General features: G+C 70.8%; 16 protein-coding genes. 3 read left to right on the top strand and 13 right to left on the bottom strand.

Annotated elements, in window-relative coordinates:
• The first annotated feature begins 38 nt into the window (after positions 1-38).
• On the top strand, positions 39-845 hold the full coding sequence (locus AB0K36_RS22675; RefSeq protein WP_364597284.1) for an alpha/beta fold hydrolase: 807 nt from the start codon (positions 39-41) through the stop codon (positions 843-845).
• A gap of 230 nt (positions 846-1075) precedes the next feature.
• On the opposite strand, the gene mnmA is transcribed toward AB0K36_RS22675, so the two are convergent.
• Entirely contained in the window at positions 1076-2203 is a 1128-nt protein-coding gene (gene mnmA / locus AB0K36_RS22680; protein ID WP_364597287.1) for a tRNA 2-thiouridine(34) synthase MnmA, read from the bottom strand.
• A 61-nt stretch (positions 2204-2264) separates the two neighbouring features.
• Between mnmA and AB0K36_RS22685 the strand changes: the two genes are divergently transcribed.
• Positions 2265-2966: an N-acetylmuramoyl-L-alanine amidase gene (locus AB0K36_RS22685; RefSeq protein WP_364597290.1), complete on the top strand. Its 702-nt coding sequence runs from the start codon at positions 2265-2267 to the stop codon at positions 2964-2966.
• A 151-nt stretch (positions 2967-3117) separates the two neighbouring features.
• Here AB0K36_RS22685 and AB0K36_RS22690 read toward each other — a convergent pair whose 3' ends face one another.
• The 3 genes from AB0K36_RS22690 to AB0K36_RS22700 form a co-directional block, all read right to left on the bottom strand.
• A complete protein-coding gene (locus AB0K36_RS22690; RefSeq protein WP_364597293.1) occupies positions 3118-4281 on the bottom strand; it encodes a cysteine desulfurase family protein in 1164 nt (387 codons plus the stop codon).
• A gap of 133 nt (positions 4282-4414) precedes the next feature.
• Complete coding sequence (locus tag AB0K36_RS22695) at positions 4415-4786, bottom strand: hypothetical protein (RefSeq protein ID WP_364597296.1); 372 nt, start codon at positions 4784-4786, stop codon at positions 4415-4417.
• Positions 4787-4831: 45 nt separating this feature from the next.
• On the bottom strand, positions 4832-4987 hold the full coding sequence (locus AB0K36_RS22700; RefSeq protein ID WP_167306813.1) for a hypothetical protein: 156 nt from the start codon (positions 4985-4987) through the stop codon (positions 4832-4834).
• 106 nt (positions 4988-5093) lie between these two features.
• On the opposite strand from AB0K36_RS22700, the gene AB0K36_RS22705 reads away from it, so the two are divergent.
• On the top strand, positions 5094-5714 hold the full coding sequence (locus tag AB0K36_RS22705; protein ID WP_364597299.1) for a TetR family transcriptional regulator: 621 nt from the start codon (positions 5094-5096) through the stop codon (positions 5712-5714).
• A 110-nt stretch (positions 5715-5824) separates the two neighbouring features.
• Here the strand turns inward: AB0K36_RS22705 and AB0K36_RS22710 are convergent, their stop codons facing one another.
• The 9 genes from AB0K36_RS22710 to AB0K36_RS22750 form a co-directional block, all read right to left on the bottom strand.
• Entirely contained in the window at positions 5825-6676 is an 852-nt protein-coding gene (locus AB0K36_RS22710; protein WP_364597302.1) for a thioesterase family protein, read from the bottom strand.
• Between the two features lie 99 nt (positions 6677-6775).
• Positions 6776-7429 carry a trimeric intracellular cation channel family protein gene (locus AB0K36_RS22715; RefSeq protein ID WP_189471323.1) on the bottom strand — a complete coding sequence of 218 codons (654 nt, stop codon included), beginning with the start codon at positions 7427-7429 and terminating at the stop codon, positions 6776-6778.
• A 46-nt stretch (positions 7430-7475) separates the two neighbouring features.
• Complete coding sequence (locus AB0K36_RS22720; RefSeq protein ID WP_364597305.1) at positions 7476-8912, bottom strand: ABC transporter ATP-binding protein; 1437 nt, start codon at positions 8910-8912, stop codon at positions 7476-7478.
• Positions 8909-9907: an ABC transporter ATP-binding protein gene (locus AB0K36_RS22725; RefSeq protein ID WP_364597308.1), complete on the bottom strand. Its 999-nt coding sequence runs from the start codon at positions 9905-9907 to the stop codon at positions 8909-8911. The genes AB0K36_RS22720 and AB0K36_RS22725 overlap by 4 nt, the downstream gene beginning before the upstream one ends.
• Before the next feature lie 6 nt (positions 9908-9913).
• Positions 9914-10867 carry an ABC transporter permease gene (locus AB0K36_RS22730; RefSeq protein ID WP_364597320.1) on the bottom strand — a complete coding sequence of 318 codons (954 nt, stop codon included), beginning with the start codon at positions 10865-10867 and terminating at the stop codon, positions 9914-9916.
• A gap of 10 nt (positions 10868-10877) precedes the next feature.
• The gene (locus AB0K36_RS22735; protein WP_364597311.1) at positions 10878-11882 is read right to left on the bottom strand and encodes an ABC transporter permease; all 1005 of its coding nucleotides are present in this window, start codon (positions 11880-11882) and stop codon (positions 10878-10880) included.
• Positions 11883-11968: 86 nt separating this feature from the next.
• Positions 11969-13639, bottom strand: a complete 1671-nt coding sequence (locus AB0K36_RS22740) for an ABC transporter substrate-binding protein (protein ID WP_364597314.1) — start codon at positions 13637-13639, stop codon at positions 11969-11971.
• A 211-nt stretch (positions 13640-13850) separates the two neighbouring features.
• Positions 13851-14642, bottom strand: coding sequence for an enhanced serine sensitivity protein SseB C-terminal domain-containing protein (locus tag AB0K36_RS22745; RefSeq protein WP_189471307.1), 792 nt, complete (start codon positions 14640-14642; stop codon positions 13851-13853).
• 134 nt (positions 14643-14776) lie between these two features.
• Positions 14777-15526, bottom strand: coding sequence for an enhanced serine sensitivity protein SseB (locus tag AB0K36_RS22750; protein ID WP_364597317.1), 750 nt, complete (start codon positions 15524-15526; stop codon positions 14777-14779).
• Positions 15527-15781 lie beyond the last annotated feature (255 nt).

Here is a 15781-nt window from a genome sequence, read left to right on the forward strand (position 1 = left end):
CCGATCATGTCCCTGATCACGCTTGTAGAGTGCCCGGTATGAGCCGAGTGACCGTCAACGGTGCAGCGATCCACTACAGCGACCAGGGACCGGCCGACGGGGTGCCCGTCGTCCTCGTCCACGGGCACCCTTTCAACCGCTCCCTTTGGGCGCCACAGGCCGAGGCCCTGACCGCCGCCGGGTACCGCGTGATCGCGCCCGATCTGCGCGGTTACGGCGACAGCGAGGTCGTCCCCGGCAAGACCCTGCTCTCCGACTTCGCCGACGACATCGCGGCCCTCCTCGACCATCTGGGTCTCGAGCGCGTGGTGATCGGCGGTGTCTCCATGGGCGGCCAGATCGCGATGGAGTTCCAGCGTTCGTACGCGCCGCGCGTGCGGGCGCTCGTCCTGTCGGACACCTCTCCGATCGCGGAGACGGAGGAGGGCAAGGCCTTCCGCAACGACCTCGCCGACCGGCTTGTCGCCGAGGGCATGGACGGGTACGCGGACGAAGTGATCGACAAGATGCTGGCGGCGTACAACGTCACGGCGATGCCGGACGTCGCGGCGCGGGTGCTGACGATGATGCGCACGACCGCCCCCGAGGGCGCGGCGGCGGCCCTCCGCGGCCGCGCGGAACGACCCGACTACCGCGACACGCTGGCCGCGGTGCAGACGCCGGTGCTGATCGTCGTCGGGACGGACGACGCGTACACCCCCGTCTCCGACGCCGAGGCGATGCGGGCTCTGGTCCCGCACGCCACGCTCACGGTGATCGAGAAGGCGGGGCACCTCCCGGGGGCCGAGCAGCCCGCGCTGTTCAACGCGGCACTGCTGGAGTTCCTGAAGGAGCAGGCGGTCTAGGCACCCCTTCCGGCCCTTGCCGAGCCCGACCGGCACGGGCCGACCTGGTCCGGGGCGCGTCCGACCGGGTCCAGGGACGGGCCGACCGGGTCCGGGGCGCGTCCGACCGGGTCCGGGGACGGGCCGACCGGGTCCGGGCGGGAGCGACAGGGTCCGGGGGACGGACGGGTCCGACCTGGTCCGGACGGGTCCGTCCGGTCCCGGGGCCGACCGGGTCCGGACGGGGATGCCTAGGCGACCGCCGGTGCCCGCCGGGTCGTCGTCGCGATCGTCGCCGACCCGACCACACGCGTGCCGTCGTAGAGGACGACCGCCTGGCCGGGGGCCACGCCCCGGACCGGCTCGGTGAAGGTGACCCGCAGCTCGGAGCCGTCGACCAGCTCGGCCGTCACCTCCGTCTCGCCGCCGTGGGCGCGCAGCTGGGCGGTGTACGTGCCGGGGCCCTCCGGGGCCGCGCCGCACCAGCGGGGCTTGATCGCGGTCAGGGCCGTGACGTCGAGGGCCTCGACCGGGCCGACGGTCACCGTGTTGTTCACCGGGGAGATGTCCAGGACGTAGCGCGGCTTGCCGTCGGGCGCGGGGTGGCCGATGCGCAGGCCCTTGCGCTGCCCGATGGTGAACCCGAAGGCGCCGTCGTGACTGCCGAGCTTCGTGCCCGACTCGTCGACGATGTCGCCCTCCGCGGTGCCGAGGCGGTCCGCCAGGAAGCCCTGGGTGTCACCGTCGGCGATGAAGCAGATGTCGTGGCTGTCGGGCTTCTTCGCGACCGCGAGCCCGCGCCGCTCGGCCTCGGCCCGGATCTCGTCCTTGGTGGTCAGCGTGTCGCCGAGCGGGAACATGGCGTGCGCGAGCTGCCTCTCGTCGAGGACGCCCAGCACGTACGACTGGTCCTTGGCCATGTCGCTGGCGCGGTGCAGCTCACGGCTGCCGTCGTCCTTCAGGACCACGGTGGCGTAGTGGCCGGTGCACACCGCGTCGAAGCCCAGCGCGAGGGCCTTGTCGAGCAGCGCGGCGAACTTGATCTTCTCGTTGCAGCGCAGGCACGGGTTGGGCGTGCGGCCCGCCTCGTACTCGGCGATGAAGTCCTCGACGACGTCCTCGCGGAAGCGTTCTGCCAGGTCCCACACGTAGAAGGGGATGCCGATGACGTCCGCGGCGCGGCGCGCGTCGCGCGAGTCCTCGATGGTGCAGCAGCCGCGGGCACCCGTGCGGAAGGACTGCGGGTTCGCGGAGAGCGCCAGGTGCACACCGGTCACGTCGTGACCGGCCTCTGCCGCCCGGGCGGCGGCGACGGCGGAGTCGACGCCGCCGGACATGGCGGCGAGGACGCGGAGGGGGCGCGGGGAAGTCTCAGTCATAGCGCTACCAGGGTACGGGTGCCGGGGAACCGAAAGCTCGCGAGTATGCGTTGTGACCGTCATGGGGAGCGACAACAAGCACGGCAGCGGCGGCAGGAAGCATGGCGTGAGCCGGCGGGCCGTGCTGATCGGCGGCGGGGCGGCGGTCATCGGTGGGGGCGTGCTGGCCGAGGAGGAGATCCGCCGGCTGTGGCGGGGCATGCCCTGGGTGCGTCCGCCGCGCAAGGAGGGCGAGCTCGACTTCGCAGCGGCCCAGTGGGTCTCGGCGAACGCCGCGAACTGGCGGCTGGCCTGGCGGCCCGACGACTACGAGATCGACCGGGTGGTCATCCACGTCGTGCAGGGCAGTTACGCGACCGCCCTGAAGGTGTTCCGGGACCCCCTGCACAAGGCGGCGACCCACTACGTGGTGCGCAAGGACGGCCACGTCGCGCAGATGATCCGCGAGTACGACGTCGCCTACCACTGCGGCAACCGGTCCTACAACGAGCGCAGCATAGGCATCGAGCACGAGGGCTTCGTGGACCGGCCGCAGGACCTCACCGACGCGATGTACCGCGGCTCGGCGAAGCTGACGGCGGACATCTGCGTGCGCCACGGCATACCGGTGGACCGGGAGCACATCGTGGGCCATGTCGAGGTCCCGGGGACGGACCACACGGACCCGGGGCCGCACTGGGACTGGCCGAAGTACATGAAGCTCGTCGCGGCGGAGATGCCGGCGGCCCGGCGGGCGGCGGAGGCGGCGGAGAACGGCGGCTGAGCCGGTCGCGTCCGACGCGCCGGGCACCGCTGTCCCCTTTCCCGGCCATGGGACCGGCAGGAGGCCACCGGCGCCGGTGGAGTCGCCGGGCCACGGATCCGACGACCGCCACGGCGACGGCGGGCACCACCTGACTCGAAGCAGGAGTGCCCTAACTCAGGCCGGCCGTGCGCGCCCGTTCGACCGCCGGGCCGATGGCCTGGGCGACGGCTTCCACGTCGGCCTTCGTCGAGGTGTGGCCGAGGCTGAAGCGCAGGGTGCCGCGGGCGACGTCCGGGTCGGTGCCGGTGGCGAGCAGGACATGGCTGGGCTGGGCGACGCCCGCGGTGCAGGCGGAGCCGGTGGAGCATTCGATGCCCTGGGCGTCGAGCAGCAGGAGCAGCGAGTCGCCCTCGCAGCCGGGGAAGGCGAAGTGCGCGTTGGCGGGCAGCCGGTCGTCGGGGTCGCCGCCGAGGATCGCGTCGGGGACGGCGGTCCGCACGGCGCGTACGAGGTCGTCGCGCAGGGAGCCGACGTCGCGGGCGAAGTCCTCGCGCCGTTCGGCGGCCAGCCGGCCGGCCACCGCGAAGGCGGCTATGGCCGGGGCGTCGAGGGTGCCGGAGCGTACATGGCGTTCCTGGCCGCCGCCGTGCAGGACGGGGACGGGGCTGTACTCACGGCCGAGCAGCAGGGCGCCGATGCCGTACGGGCCACCGATCTTGTGTCCGGAGACCGTCATCGCGGCGAGTCCGGACGCGGCGAAGTCCACGTCGAGCTGCCCGAACGCCTGGACCGCGTCGGCGTGCAGCGGTACGTCGAACTCCTTCGCCACGGCGGCGAGTTCCGCGACCGGCATGACGGTGCCGATCTCGTTGTTGGCCCACATGACGGTGGCGAACGCCACGTCGTCGGGGTTGCGTCCGATGGCCTCACGCAACGCCTCGGGGTGGACTCTGCCGTAGGAGTCGACCGGCAGGTACTCGACGGTCGCGCCCTCGTGTTCACCGAGCCAGTGCACCGCGTCGAGCACGGCGTGGTGCTCGACAGGACTGGCCAGCACGCGGGTGCGGGCGGGATCGGCGGCGCGGCGTGCCCAGTACAGGCCCTTCACGGCGAGGTTGTCGGCCTCGGTGCCGCCCGAGGTGAAGACGACTTCGCTGGGCCGGGCGCCGAGTGCCTCCGCGAGCGTCTCGCGGGCCTCCTCGACGGTACGGCGGGCCCGTCGCCCGGCTGCGTGGAGTGCGGAGGCGTTGCCGGTGACGGAGAGCTGGGCGGTCATCGCCTCGACGGCCTCCGGCAGCATCGGAGTGGTCGCGGCGTGGTCGAGGTAAGCCATGGTGGCCTCGATTCTACGAGGCTCCCCGGGGGCGCGGACGCGGCGCAGGGGTGCACGGACCTCGGGCCTGCGCCCCGGGCGGGGCGGGTGGGGGGCCGGGAGCGGCTCTGTCCCGGCCGGGAGCGGTCGGCGGTCAGCCGCCGAAGCCCCAGACGACGGTGCCGTTGAGGGTCACGAGCGCGGCGAGCACCACGAGGTCGGCGACGCCGAGGGCGAGGCCGAGCAGGGCGCGGCCGCGGCGGGCGGTGCCGCGCCGGAGGGCGAGTGCCGCGAGCACGACTGCGGTGGGGCCGAGCACGATGTTCATCACGAGCAGCCCGACGAGGCCGAGCACGAAGGCCGCGACGGCCATGCCGTCGGCGTCCTTGCGGCGTTCCTCCGCGGGGTCGTTCGCCGGGCCGTTCGCGGCCGTCGGCGCCTCGGGGGCCTCTTCGGTGCCGACCGCGGCGGCAGGGCGGCGGTCACCGCCGCGATGCTGGGGACGTACGAGTTCGGCGAGTTGCATGACGTCTCTCCTTCCGGTTCCGGTACGAGGACTGTGCGGGGCTGTTCAGTCGCGGCGCGCCCGGCCGCGCTCGCGCACGGCGAAGACGAGCAGCCAGCAGCCGATGGCGGAGGCTGCCACCAGCGAGACGGACGCGGGGAGTTGGACCACGGCGCCCAGCATGATTCCCAGCAGAAGAAGTGCTGCTACAAGGGCGATCATCGTCATCCTTTCGGCGACTTCTCGGTGAACAGTTGTGAGTACGAGTGTTCACTGACTGGTGAGTCTACTCTTCCCTTCTTCGGAGAACGGTTGTTTACTCGATGTCATGAGTCACACCGTCGGCATCCGTCAGGCCCAGAAGCAGAAGACCCGCCAGGCCCTCCTCGACGCCGCTCTCCAGCTGCTCGAGGAGCAGAGCCTGAGCAGCCTCGGGCTGCGCGAGGTCACCAGGGCCGTGGGTGTCGCGCCGACCGCGTTCTACCGGCACTTCCGCGACACGGCGGACCTCGGCGTGGCGCTCGTCGAGGAGACGCTCGGCAGCCTGCACCTCACCATCGGGCAGGCGCTGCGGGAGCCGTACGACGAGGCCCGCATCGAGCGGAGCGTGGCACTGGTCGCCGAACTCGTGCGCGCCTCGCCCGCCCATGTCCGCTTCATCGCACGCGAACGGCACGGCGGCGTGGCGGCGGTCCGGGCGGCGATAGGCGAACAACTCGACCGGTTCTCCGAGGAGGTGGCGGCCGCGTTCGCCGGCGAACCGGAGTCGGCCGGCTGGAGCGGGGAGGACCTCCGGATGCTCGCCGGCGTGTACGTCGACCACATGGTGATGACGGCCTCGTCCTTCCTGGAGGCCGGCCCCGGTGGAGAGGACAAGGTCCGCGCCCTGGCCGTACGGCAGATGCGCCTCATCAGCCTCGGCCGCCGCCACTGGCTGGACGGCCCCTGACCTTCCTGGAAACGCGACGGCCGCCTCCCGCCACAGCGGGCGGGAGGCAGCCGGAGTCGTTCCTGCGGGCGGGGTGCGCCGCGCCGATGCGGCAGGGCCGCGGAGGAGAGCTACCGGCCCCGAGGGGCCTTGGCCAGCTGGCGGGACTGGGCCACCAGGCGGTCGGCGGAGTCCCAGACGTCCGCGTCCTCCTCCAGGAAGCCGCCCGCCAGGTTCCGCGTCGTGATCGAGACCCGCAGCGGACCGGGCGCCGGGCGGCAGCGGATGTGGGTGGTCAGTTCGACCGTCGGGGTCCAGCCGGAGAGTCCGAGCTCGAACGACGTCGGCGGCAGCGCGTCCACCGTCAGCAGCAGGGAGAGCGGGTCCGCGTCGCGGCCGTCCGCGAGACCGAACCAGCCCCGCATCTCGCCCTTGCCGGAGGGCGCGCCGATCGCCCAACCCACGGTCGCCGGGTCCAGCTTGATGTCGAGCCGCTCGGTGATCGCGGAGCTGCCGGGGATCGCGGGCCGCCCGTCGGCCGGTCCGAGGCACTGCTCGAGCGGCGGGATCGCCGGGGGCACGGCGGCGGTGCGGACGTCGTCGGGCAGGGAGTCCAGATCGCCGTAGGTGGCCAGCACGCGGATCCGCTCGACCTCGGTGCCGTCCTCCTCGTACTGGAAGAGGGACGCCTGACCGGTGGAGAGCGTGCGGCCGGTGCGCACGGTCTGGGTGCGGATCACGGCGGGCCCCGGCTGGGAGGCCGTGAGGTAGTGCGCCGACACGGAGAAGGGGTCGGGGTGCGGCAGCGCGTCGCCGAGCGCCCGGCCCATGAGGGCCAGCAGGTAACCGCCGTTGACGGCGTGGATGATCGTCCAGCCCGCCGAGAGTTCCACGTCGTAGACGCCGTCCGCGCGCCGCGTGATCGCCGTGTCCCGGTCGAACTCACTGTTACCGACGGTCGCCTGAGTCGCTGCTTCTGCCATGGCGGTACGGTACAACAGGTAACTACTAAGCGGTAGCTTTGTGCACAGCGTCACGCCGCTGCCACCCGTCCCCGAGCGCTTGTCGTCGGTCGCCGGTCCTCACTCGCTCATCTCGGAACGCCGGTTCCAGGCACGCGGCGCACGCCAGTGGAAACGCATCGCCAGCAGCCGCAGGACGAACGCCGTCACCACGGCCAGCCCGCTCGTGAACGGGTTCAGCGCCTCGAAGCGGATGCACACCACGACCATCGTCGCTCCCACGATCGCCGGCACGGCGTACAGGTCCCGGTCCCAGCGCAGCAGCGAGGGCACCTCGTTGGCCAGCACATCGCGCAGCACACCGCCGCCGACGGCCGTGGCGAGGCCGAGGGTGGCGGAGGAGGTGAGTCCGAGACCGTACTCGTACGCCTTGGTCGTCCCCGTCACGCAGAACAGGCCGAGTCCGGCCGCGTCGAAGACGTTGACCGCCACCTGGATCCGCTCGACGTGCGGGTGCAGGAAGAACACCAGCGCCGTCGCGACCAGCGGCGTGACGAAGTACCCGAGATCGGTGAAGGCCGCGGGCGGTACGGCCCCGATGATCAGGTCGCGCAGCAGCCCGCCGCCCAGCGCCGTGACCTCGGCGAGGACCGCCATGCCGAACACGTCGAAGTTCTTGCGGACGGCGAGCAGCGCCCCGGAGATCGCGAAGACGAAAATGCCGACGATCTCGAGAGCATGCTGGACGGAGGGCGTGAACAGTTCTTGGAGCACCGGACAGTTCTACAACGCCCGGTGCTCCAAGATGCGCGGCGGTCCGTCAGCCGGTCTTGGCCGACTCCGCGCCGGAGGCGTCCGACTCCGGAGCGTCGGCGTCGTCGGCGTCGTCGGCGTCGTCGGCGTCGTCGGCGTCGTCGGCGTCGGCCTTACCCGCACCGGCGTCGTCCGCGGGCGGCACGTCGTCCGTCTTGGCGGGAGCGTCGGCCTCGGCCGGAGCGTCAGCCTCGACGTCGTCGTCGTCGGCCTTGGCCGGAGCCTCGGCCTTCACGGGAGCGTCCGCCTCGGCCTTCGCGGGAGCGTCCGCCTTCGCCGGCTCCTCCGCCTCCGCGGAGTCCTGCTCCTGCTCCTGCGTCTCCGCCTTCTTCTCCGCCGGCTCGTCCCCGGACGACTGCGCCGGGATCGCGACCTTTTCGGCGTCGGGGCCCTCCGCCGCGACGGCCTTGGTCTCCGTGACCGCCTCGATGCCGGTCGGGCGCGTCAGCTCCAGCGTCCCCGCCTCGATCTCGGCCGCGAAGTGGCAGGCCACCTTGTGCCCGTCACCGACGTCGGTCAGCACCGGGCGCTCGGCCGCGCACCTGTCCTGGGCCCAGGGGCACCGGGTGTGGAAGCGGCAGCCGGCCGGCGGGTTGGCCGGCGAGGGCAGGTCGCCCTGGAGCAGGATCCGCTCGCGGCGGTCCTCCACCTCGGGGTCGGGCACCGGGACCGCCGACATGAGCGCCTTGGTGTACGGGTGCTTGGGTCCCGCGTACAGCGCGTCGCTCGGCGCCTCCTCCACGAGGGAACCGAGGTACATGACCCCGATGACGTCCGAGATGTGCCGGACGACCGCGAGGTCGTGGGCGATGACGAGGTACGTCAGGCCCATCGACTCCTGGAGCTCCTCCAGCAGGTTGATCACCTGCGCCTGCACCGACACGTCGAGCGCCGAGACCGGCTCGTCGCAGATGATCACGTCGGGCTCGAGGACCAGCGCACGGGCGATGCCGATGCGCTGGCGCTGGCCGCCGGAGAACTCGTGCGGATAGCGGGAGAGCGCGTTGGTGGGCAGGCCCACCTTGGCGAGGATCTCCTTGATCCGCTCCCGGCGCTCGTCCTGGTCCTTGCCGATCCCGTGCGCGGCCATGCCCTCGCTGAGGATCGACTCGATGTTCTGCCGCGGGTTGAGGCTGCCGAGCGGGTCCTGGAAGACCATCTGCAGACGCCGGCGGTACCGGCGCATCTCCTCCTCCGGCAGCTTCGCCAGGTCCGTCCCGTCGAAGACGACCTCGCCGTCGGTGATGTCCACGAGCCGCAGCACACCGCGGCCGAGCGTCGTCTTGCCGCAGCCCGACTCGCCCACCAGCCCGTACGTCTGGCCGGCCTCGACCTTCAGCGACACACCGTCGACCGCGTAGACATGGCCGACCGTGCGGTTGAAGAGGACGCCCTTCCTGACGGGGAAGTGGACCTTCACGTCGTCGAGTTCGAGCAGGCTCATGCCGAGACCTCCGCCTTGGGCTTGGGAAGGACCGGGTTGACGCAACGCACCTGGTGTCCGGCCGCGCGTGGTTCGGTCAGTTCGGGTGTGCCGGTCAGGCACTCCATCGTGTAGTAGTCGCAGCGCGGCGCGAACGCGCAGCCGTCCGCCCAGGCGATCCGGTCGTTGATGGATCCGCGGATGGGGCTGAGCGGTTCACCGCGCGGCGCGTCCAGCCGGGGGATGGACCCGAGCAGACCGTGCGCGTACGGGTGGGTGGGGTGCGCGAACAGCTCGCGGCGGCCCGCGGATTCGACGGCCCGGCCCGCGTACAGCACGTTGACCTGGTCGCAGAGGCCGGCCACGACGCCCAGGTCGTGGGTGATCATCAGCAGGGCGGTGCCCTCCTGGTCGACCAGTTCCTTGAGCAGTTCCAGGATCTGGGCCTGGATGGTCACGTCGAGCGCGGTCGTCGGCTCGTCGGCGATGAGCAGCCGGGGAGCGCACGCGACGGCCATGGCGATGAGCGCGCGCTGGCGCATACCGCCGGACAGCTGGTGCGGGTACTCCTTGAGCCGCCGGGAGGGGTCGGGGATGCCGACCCGGTCCAGCAGGTTCGCCGCTTCCTTGCGGGCGGCCTCGCCCTTGAGCCCGCGGTGGCGCTCGAGGATCTCGGTGACCTGGACGCCGATGGGGACGACCGGGTTCAGCGAGGACAGCGGGTCCTGGAAGATCATCGCGAGCTGGCTGCCGCGCATGTCCCGCAGCTTGCGCGGGCTCATGCTCAGCAGGTCCTGACCGTCGAACTCCGCGCGCCCGCCGACCCGCACGCCCTTGCCGGGCAGCAGGCCCATCAGCGCGAGCGAGGTGACGGACTTGCCGCAGCCCGACTCGCCCACGAGGCCCACGACCTGGCCCTGGTCGACGTCGAACGAGACGCCGTCGACGGCCGTGGAGTCCTTGCGGCCCTTGGCGGTGAAGGTGACGCTGAGTTCTTCAACTGAGAGCAGTGCCATGGGACTTCAGCCTCGCAGCTTCGGGTCGAGGGCTTCGCGCATGGCCTCGCCGAGCAGGGTGAAGCCGAGGGCGGTGATGATGATGCCGATGGCGGGGTAGGCCGCCATCATCGGCTCGTTGTCGAAGAACCGTTCTGCCTGGGCGAGCATGACGCCCCACTCCGGGATCGCCGGGTCGGGGTTGCCGAGGCCCAGGTAGGACAGGGCCGCGGCCTCGATGATCGCGGTGGCGAGGCTCAGCGTCGCCTGGACGATCACCGGGCTGAGCGAGTTCGGCAGGATCTGGGTGAGGACGATCCGCTTCTTGCGGATGCCGAGCGCCTTGGCCGCGAGCACGTAGTCGCTGCTGCCCTGCACCAGCATCGAGCCGCGCAGCAGTCGCGCGAAGATCGGGATCTGCACGACGCCGACCGCGATCATCACGGTGGTCAGCGACTGGCCCATCACCGCGGCGATGGAGACCGCCAGCAGCAGCGACGGCAGCGAGAGCATGATGTCGGTGAAGCGCATGATCACGGTGTCGACGCGCTCACCGGTCCTGCCGCCGAGGGTCGCCGCGGCGCCGGACAGAACGCCGACGAGCGCGCCGACGACCAGACCGATGAGCATCGACACCACGCCGACCATCAGGGTCTGCCGGGCTCCGACGAGGATCCGGGAGAACATGTCGCGGCCCAGGTGGTCGAGGCCGAACCAGTTCTCGCCGCGCGCTCCGACGAACTGTCCCTTGTTGGCGAAGACTTCGCCGCGCCACGTCTGCGCGGACGGGCTGTGCGGGGCGAGCCACGGTCCGATGATCGCGAGGAGCACGAACAGCGCGATGATGACGGCGCCGATGATGGCCATCTTGCTGGCCTTGAGCCGCCGCATGGCCTCGCGCCACAGACTCGCGCCGCTCGTGACCTCCGACGTCTGCATCAGCTCGGCGAGCCGGTCGATCTTGTCGGCCTTCTTCGTCATGGTCGTCACGTCAGTGCACCCGCACTCTCGGGTCGATAAGGCTGTACGCGAGGTCGACCAGGAGGTTGATGAGGACGTACACCATCGCGATGAAGAGGATGAACCCGACGAGCACCGGGTAATCGCGGGCGTCGATCGAGGTGCGGATGAAGTTGCCGATCCCGTTGAAGGAGAAGACCGACTCGGTCAGCACCGCGCCGGAGAGCAGGCTTCCGGTCAGCAGACCCACGGCGGTGACCACGGGCAGCAGAGCGTTGCGCAGCACGTGCCGGCCGCGGACGACCCGCTTGTCGAGACCCTTGGACTCGGCCGTGCGGACGTAGTCCTCACCGAGGACCTCCAGCACGCTGGCCCGGGTCATGCGCACGATGACGGCGAGCGGGATGGAGGACAGCGCGATGGCGGGCAGGATCAGATGGTGCATCGCGTCCAGGCTGGCGTCCAGCTCGCCGGTCAGCAGTCCGTCGAGGACGGCGAAACCGGTGATGTCGGTGGCGTCCATGCCGGTGTCGAGCCGTCCGTAGCTCGGGAACATCTGCAGCTGGACGGCGAAGATCCCCTTGAGGATCAGTGCGAGGAAGAAGACCGGGATGCATATGCCGATGAGCGATCCGGACACCGCGCCGACGTCGAGCCAGCCACCGCGGCGCTTGGCCGCCAGGTAGCCCATCGGGATGCCGACAACGATGGCAATGACGATCGCGACGATGCTGAGTTCCACCGTCGCCGGGAACCGCGTCGCGAACTCGTCCCACACCGGCTGACCGGTCTGGGTGGACGTCCCGAGGTCCAGTTCGAAGATGCGCTTGAGGAAGCGCCAGTACTGGACGTAGACGGGCTGGTCGAGCCCGAGGGCCCGGTTGATACGCGCCACTTCGGCTTCGGTCGCCCGCTCGCCCAGGATCGCTGAGGCGGGTCCGCCGGGCAGCCGGTTCAGCCAGAGGAAGAGCAGAACCGACAGGCCGAGCAGGGTGGGTATGAGCTGTAGCAGTCTTCGTACGACGAGTCGCAGCACCCCGCGTGCCCCTTTCTTACGTGCGTCGATGCGGGTCCGCCCGGCCACCGAGGTTCTGTGGCCGGGCGGACCCGCTGGGGTTTCGATTACTTGAAGGAGACCTCGGCGAAGTTCTCCTGCGTCAGCGGGGAGACCTTCGGCGGGTTGACGTTCTTGGCGAACGCGATCGCCGGCGGGGAGGCCGAGATCGGGACACCCGGGACGTACTCCATGATCGTCTCGTTGGCCTTCTTGTAGGCCTCCACGCGACCCGCGGGGTCGGTGACCTTCGACGCGGCGTTCACGGAGTCGAAGACCTTCTTGTCGTCGAAGCCCCACTGCTTGTCGGGACCGGCGAACCAGGTGCCGATGAAGTTGTAGCCGTCGTTGAAGTCACCGGTCCAGCCCAGCATGTGCAGGGCGCAGGAGCCGGCCTCGGTGGCGTCCAGGTAGTCCGGGGCCCACTTCATGGCCTTCGGAGTGACCGTGATGCCGGCCTTCTCCAGGTCCGCCTTCATGCGCTCGAACATGTCCTGCGGCGCCGGCATGTAGGGGCGCGTGACCTCGGTCGGGTAGCAGAACTCGATCTTGAGCTTCTCCTCACCGGCCTTCTTGAGGAGCTCCTTGGCCTTGTTGGTGTCGAACGGGTAGGTCTTCACCTTGTCCGAGAAACCGGCGACCGTGTCGGGCATGAACTGGGTCGCGGCCTTGCCGCCCTCGGGCAGCTGCGTCTTGACGATGCCCTCGCGGTCGATGGCGTGCGAGATGGCCTGCCGGACCTCGAGCTTCTTCAGCGCGGGGTTCTTCGACTGCGTCATACCGACGTAGAAGATGTTGAAGACGTCACGGGTCGGGACCTCGTAACCCTCCTTCTCCAGCGTCTTCACATCGGCCGGGGCGACCAGGTCGTAACCGTCGATGTCACCGGCCTGCAGCGCCTGACGGCGGCCGGCCTCGGTGTCGATCGTGCGGAAGACCAGGTTCTTGACCTTGGCCTTCTCGCCCCAGTAGTCGTCGAAGCGCTCAAGGGTGACTTCCTTGTTGCCCTTGTTCCACTTCGTGATCTTGTACGGGCCGGTGCCGGCGACCGTGCCGGCCTCCTGGCTGTACTTGGGGTACGTGATCGCGTCGCCCTTGGCGGTCGCGTCCTGCTTCGCGTACTCCTTCAGGGCCTTCGGCGAGTGGATCGCCAGCGCCTGGAGGGAGAAGCCGCCGGGCAGGTTCGCCGAGGGCTCGTTGACCTCGATGACCGCCGTGTTCTCGTCCTTAGCCGTGCAGGACTTGTAGTTCGGCTTGGGGGCTTCCTTGTCCTCGTTCTTGGCGAAGCCACCCATGATGGTCTGCCAGTAGTACGAGACCGCGCTCGACTGGTAGGTGCCCTTCCAGTTGAACCAGTGGTCGTAGTTCGCGCAGACCGCGGCGGCGTTGAACGTCTCTCCGTCGTGGAACTTCACACCCTTGCGCAGGTTGAACGTCCACACCTTGCCGGCCGGGTCGCTCGACCACTTCTCGGCGAGACCGCCGACGAGCTTGCTGCCGCCCGACTCGTGCTCGAGCAGGGCCTCGAAGGCCTGACGGGTGACCCGGAAGGTCTCACCGTCGCTCGCGAGCGCAGGGTCGAGGGAGCCGGGGTCACCGGCGCCGGCGAACACGAACGTGTCCTTGTCGCCCCCCTTGTCACCGTCCTTGCCCCGCTCGCTGGCGCAGCCGGTGGCGATCAGGCCGACGGCCACCGCCGCCGTGATCGCCCGGACAGCTCCGGACTTGAATATTCGCATGGGTCCACCCCGAGGTTCCGCCGTGGGAGAGGTCTTGACGGCCGAACACTACAGACGGGAGACACCTGGGAGAACAGTCCGGATAGCGGTGATACCTACTCGAGACCCGGACACTCAACAAACCGGGCAGATACGGGACATCCCCGCCAGGCGATTTAACACCCTTGACATCCGGCGGAGTTCGTTCCCGTCATTTCCGCAGCGGCCCAGCTCAGCGGGTGTGCGGCGGAGGATATCCGTACCCGCCGCCGGCGGGCGGGGCCCCCGCGTGGGCGTCGCGGTCGTAGAAGGGGCGGGCATTGACCCGCATCCACATGGTGACCGGGTCGTACTCGTCGGACATGGCCACGGTCGACACCGGCAGGCCGTCCGGCACGGCGGCCACCGACTGCCGCATCATCCCCCGCACCGTCTCGACCGACTGCGGACCGGTGTCGTACAGATCCAGACCGATGGCCAGGTACGCGGGCCCCACCGCGGGCTGCACCCAGGCCCGCCGCAGCGAGCGGACGGCGGGGGTGCGGTGGGCGTTCTGCGTGAGCAGGGCGTAGAACTGCGGGATCTCGATCGCCGGGTCCGACAGCCGCAGCGGTCCCGCCGGCATCCGGTCCAGGCCCGTGGCGATACGGCGCAGATCCAGCCACGGCACGCCGACGCCGCCACCGGGCGCGTGCGGGTTCAGCCAGATGCCCCAGCGGTCCGGGTAGAGGGCACGGGCGATGTCCCGGCCCGTGGTGACCTCGTGCGCACGGTTCCAGCCGGAGACGGCCAGCTCCTGGGCGGAGGTGACGCACGGGGCGTAACAGACGCCGTCGATCTCCATGTTGCCGTACTGGGCGTCGGGCGAGCCGGGCTGTCCGTGCCACAGCAGCATCCAGATCCGGCCGCCCGCGGGGTCGGCGAGGGCGTGCAGCAGCGCCTCGTACGCGTCGTAGCGGCCGGGAGTCACCTGGCGCAGCATGTGCTCGACCTGCCCGGCCGCCGCGGTGCCTGACGCACTCACCCTGTTCCGCCCCTCGTTCGGTCCCACCGTTCCGCACAGCCTCTGTCAGGCTGGTCAGGCCATCAAACCAGCTTAATCGGCCCTCCTGGCAAAGACTTGACCACAGGGTCTCTCTTTCGTGTCGGACCCGAGCCCTACGCGTGCTGTCGTTGATAGAAGGGGCGCACGCGCTCGAGCATCCAGTCGGCCACCGGATCCTGCGCGACGTCGAGAAGCACCAGGTTGACCGGCCACGGCGGCTGGACCCGGCCCATGGCCCGGCCGAGGGCGTCCATGGGGGCGTTGCGCTCGATGCCCTCCCACGACGAGAGCTGCACACCGATGAAGAGCGTCGGCGCGTCGCCCTCGATGGAGGCGAGCGCGCGGCGGCCCGTCAGCACGACGCCGACGGCCTCGAACTCGCCGGCCGCGGCGGCGAGGAAGTCGACCGGCTCCTCCTGCCAGTCCGGCTCGAAGAGCCGCACCCGGCCGCCGGAGGCCGGACCCTCGAGCGGCGTCCGCCCCACCCGGCACAGTTCGGCGACCGCGGCGGGCGGCAACGGGACGCCCACGGCGCCGCCCGGGTTGACGGCGATACCGAGCTGCGGCGGCAGCCCGCGGGCGAAGTCCCTGGCGGGCGCGACGGTGAACGGCATGTGGGCGCCGACGCACTGGAGGAACTGCTGCTCCGAGCTGAACACGGGGACGTACGCGGCGCCGTCGATGTCCATGGTCGGCAGATCGAGGTCCCGGCTCTCCTGGCTGCCGCCGTTGGGCAGCGGGACCCATATCGGGCTGCGGCCGAGCACCTCGACGAGGCGGCCGCCGGCCGCGGGGTTGCCGAGGGAGGCGGCGAGCACCTCTTCGAGCTCGTTGCCGGGCCAGCCGGTGCGGGGTATGTCCATGCGGTGTCCTTCGTGCGGGCCCCAGCGGTGGGCGGTGCGTGGTCGTGCGCGACGACCCTAGCGCCGGGTCCGTGCCCGCCGCGCGGGCCCGGGTCCGCGCCCGCTGCGCGGGGCGTTTCCCCACCCCGCCCCTTCCCGCTGTACCGATGTGCGGCTCCGCCACGTGGGGGCTCCACCCGGACCCGGTACCGCGCTCCGCGCGGTGGTTTCGGGGGCTCCGCCCCCGGGCCCCCGCGCCTCAAACGCCGGCGAGGC

Source organism: Streptomyces kurssanovii, assembly GCF_040677245.1.
GTDB classification, from domain to species: Bacteria; Actinomycetota; Actinomycetes; order Streptomycetales; family Streptomycetaceae; genus Streptomyces; species Streptomyces kurssanovii.

Bases quoted from the DNA above. Each gene is read 5' to 3' on its own strand.
- AB0K36_RS22675 (WP_364597284.1), top strand. From the start codon at position 39: ATGAGCCGAGTGACCGTCAACGGTGCAGCGATCCACTACAGCGACCAG.
- mnmA (WP_364597287.1), bottom strand. From the start codon at position 2,203: ATGACTGAGACTTCCCCGCGCCCCCTCCGCGTCCTCGCCGCCATGTCC.
- AB0K36_RS22685 (WP_364597290.1), top strand. From the start codon at position 2,265: ATGGGGAGCGACAACAAGCACGGCAGCGGCGGCAGGAAGCATGGCGTG.
- AB0K36_RS22690 (WP_364597293.1), bottom strand. From the start codon at position 4,281: ATGGCTTACCTCGACCACGCCGCGACCACTCCGATGCTGCCGGAGGCC.
- AB0K36_RS22695 (WP_364597296.1), bottom strand. From the start codon at position 4,786: ATGCAACTCGCCGAACTCGTACGTCCCCAGCATCGCGGCGGTGACCGC.
- AB0K36_RS22700 (WP_167306813.1), bottom strand. From the start codon at position 4,987: ATGATCGCCCTTGTAGCAGCACTTCTTCTGCTGGGAATCATGCTGGGC.
- AB0K36_RS22705 (WP_364597299.1), top strand. From the start codon at position 5,094: ATGAGTCACACCGTCGGCATCCGTCAGGCCCAGAAGCAGAAGACCCGC.
- AB0K36_RS22710 (WP_364597302.1), bottom strand. From the start codon at position 6,676: ATGGCAGAAGCAGCGACTCAGGCGACCGTCGGTAACAGTGAGTTCGAC.
- AB0K36_RS22720 (WP_364597305.1), bottom strand. From the start codon at position 8,912: ATGAGCCTGCTCGAACTCGACGACGTGAAGGTCCACTTCCCCGTCAGG.
- AB0K36_RS22725 (WP_364597308.1), bottom strand. From the start codon at position 9,907: ATGGCACTGCTCTCAGTTGAAGAACTCAGCGTCACCTTCACCGCCAAG.
- AB0K36_RS22730 (WP_364597320.1), bottom strand. From the start codon at position 10,867: ATGACGAAGAAGGCCGACAAGATCGACCGGCTCGCCGAGCTGATGCAG.
- AB0K36_RS22740 (WP_364597314.1), bottom strand. From the start codon at position 13,639: ATGCGAATATTCAAGTCCGGAGCTGTCCGGGCGATCACGGCGGCGGTG.
- AB0K36_RS22750 (WP_364597317.1), bottom strand. From the start codon at position 15,526: ATGGACATACCCCGCACCGGCTGGCCCGGCAACGAGCTCGAAGAGGTG.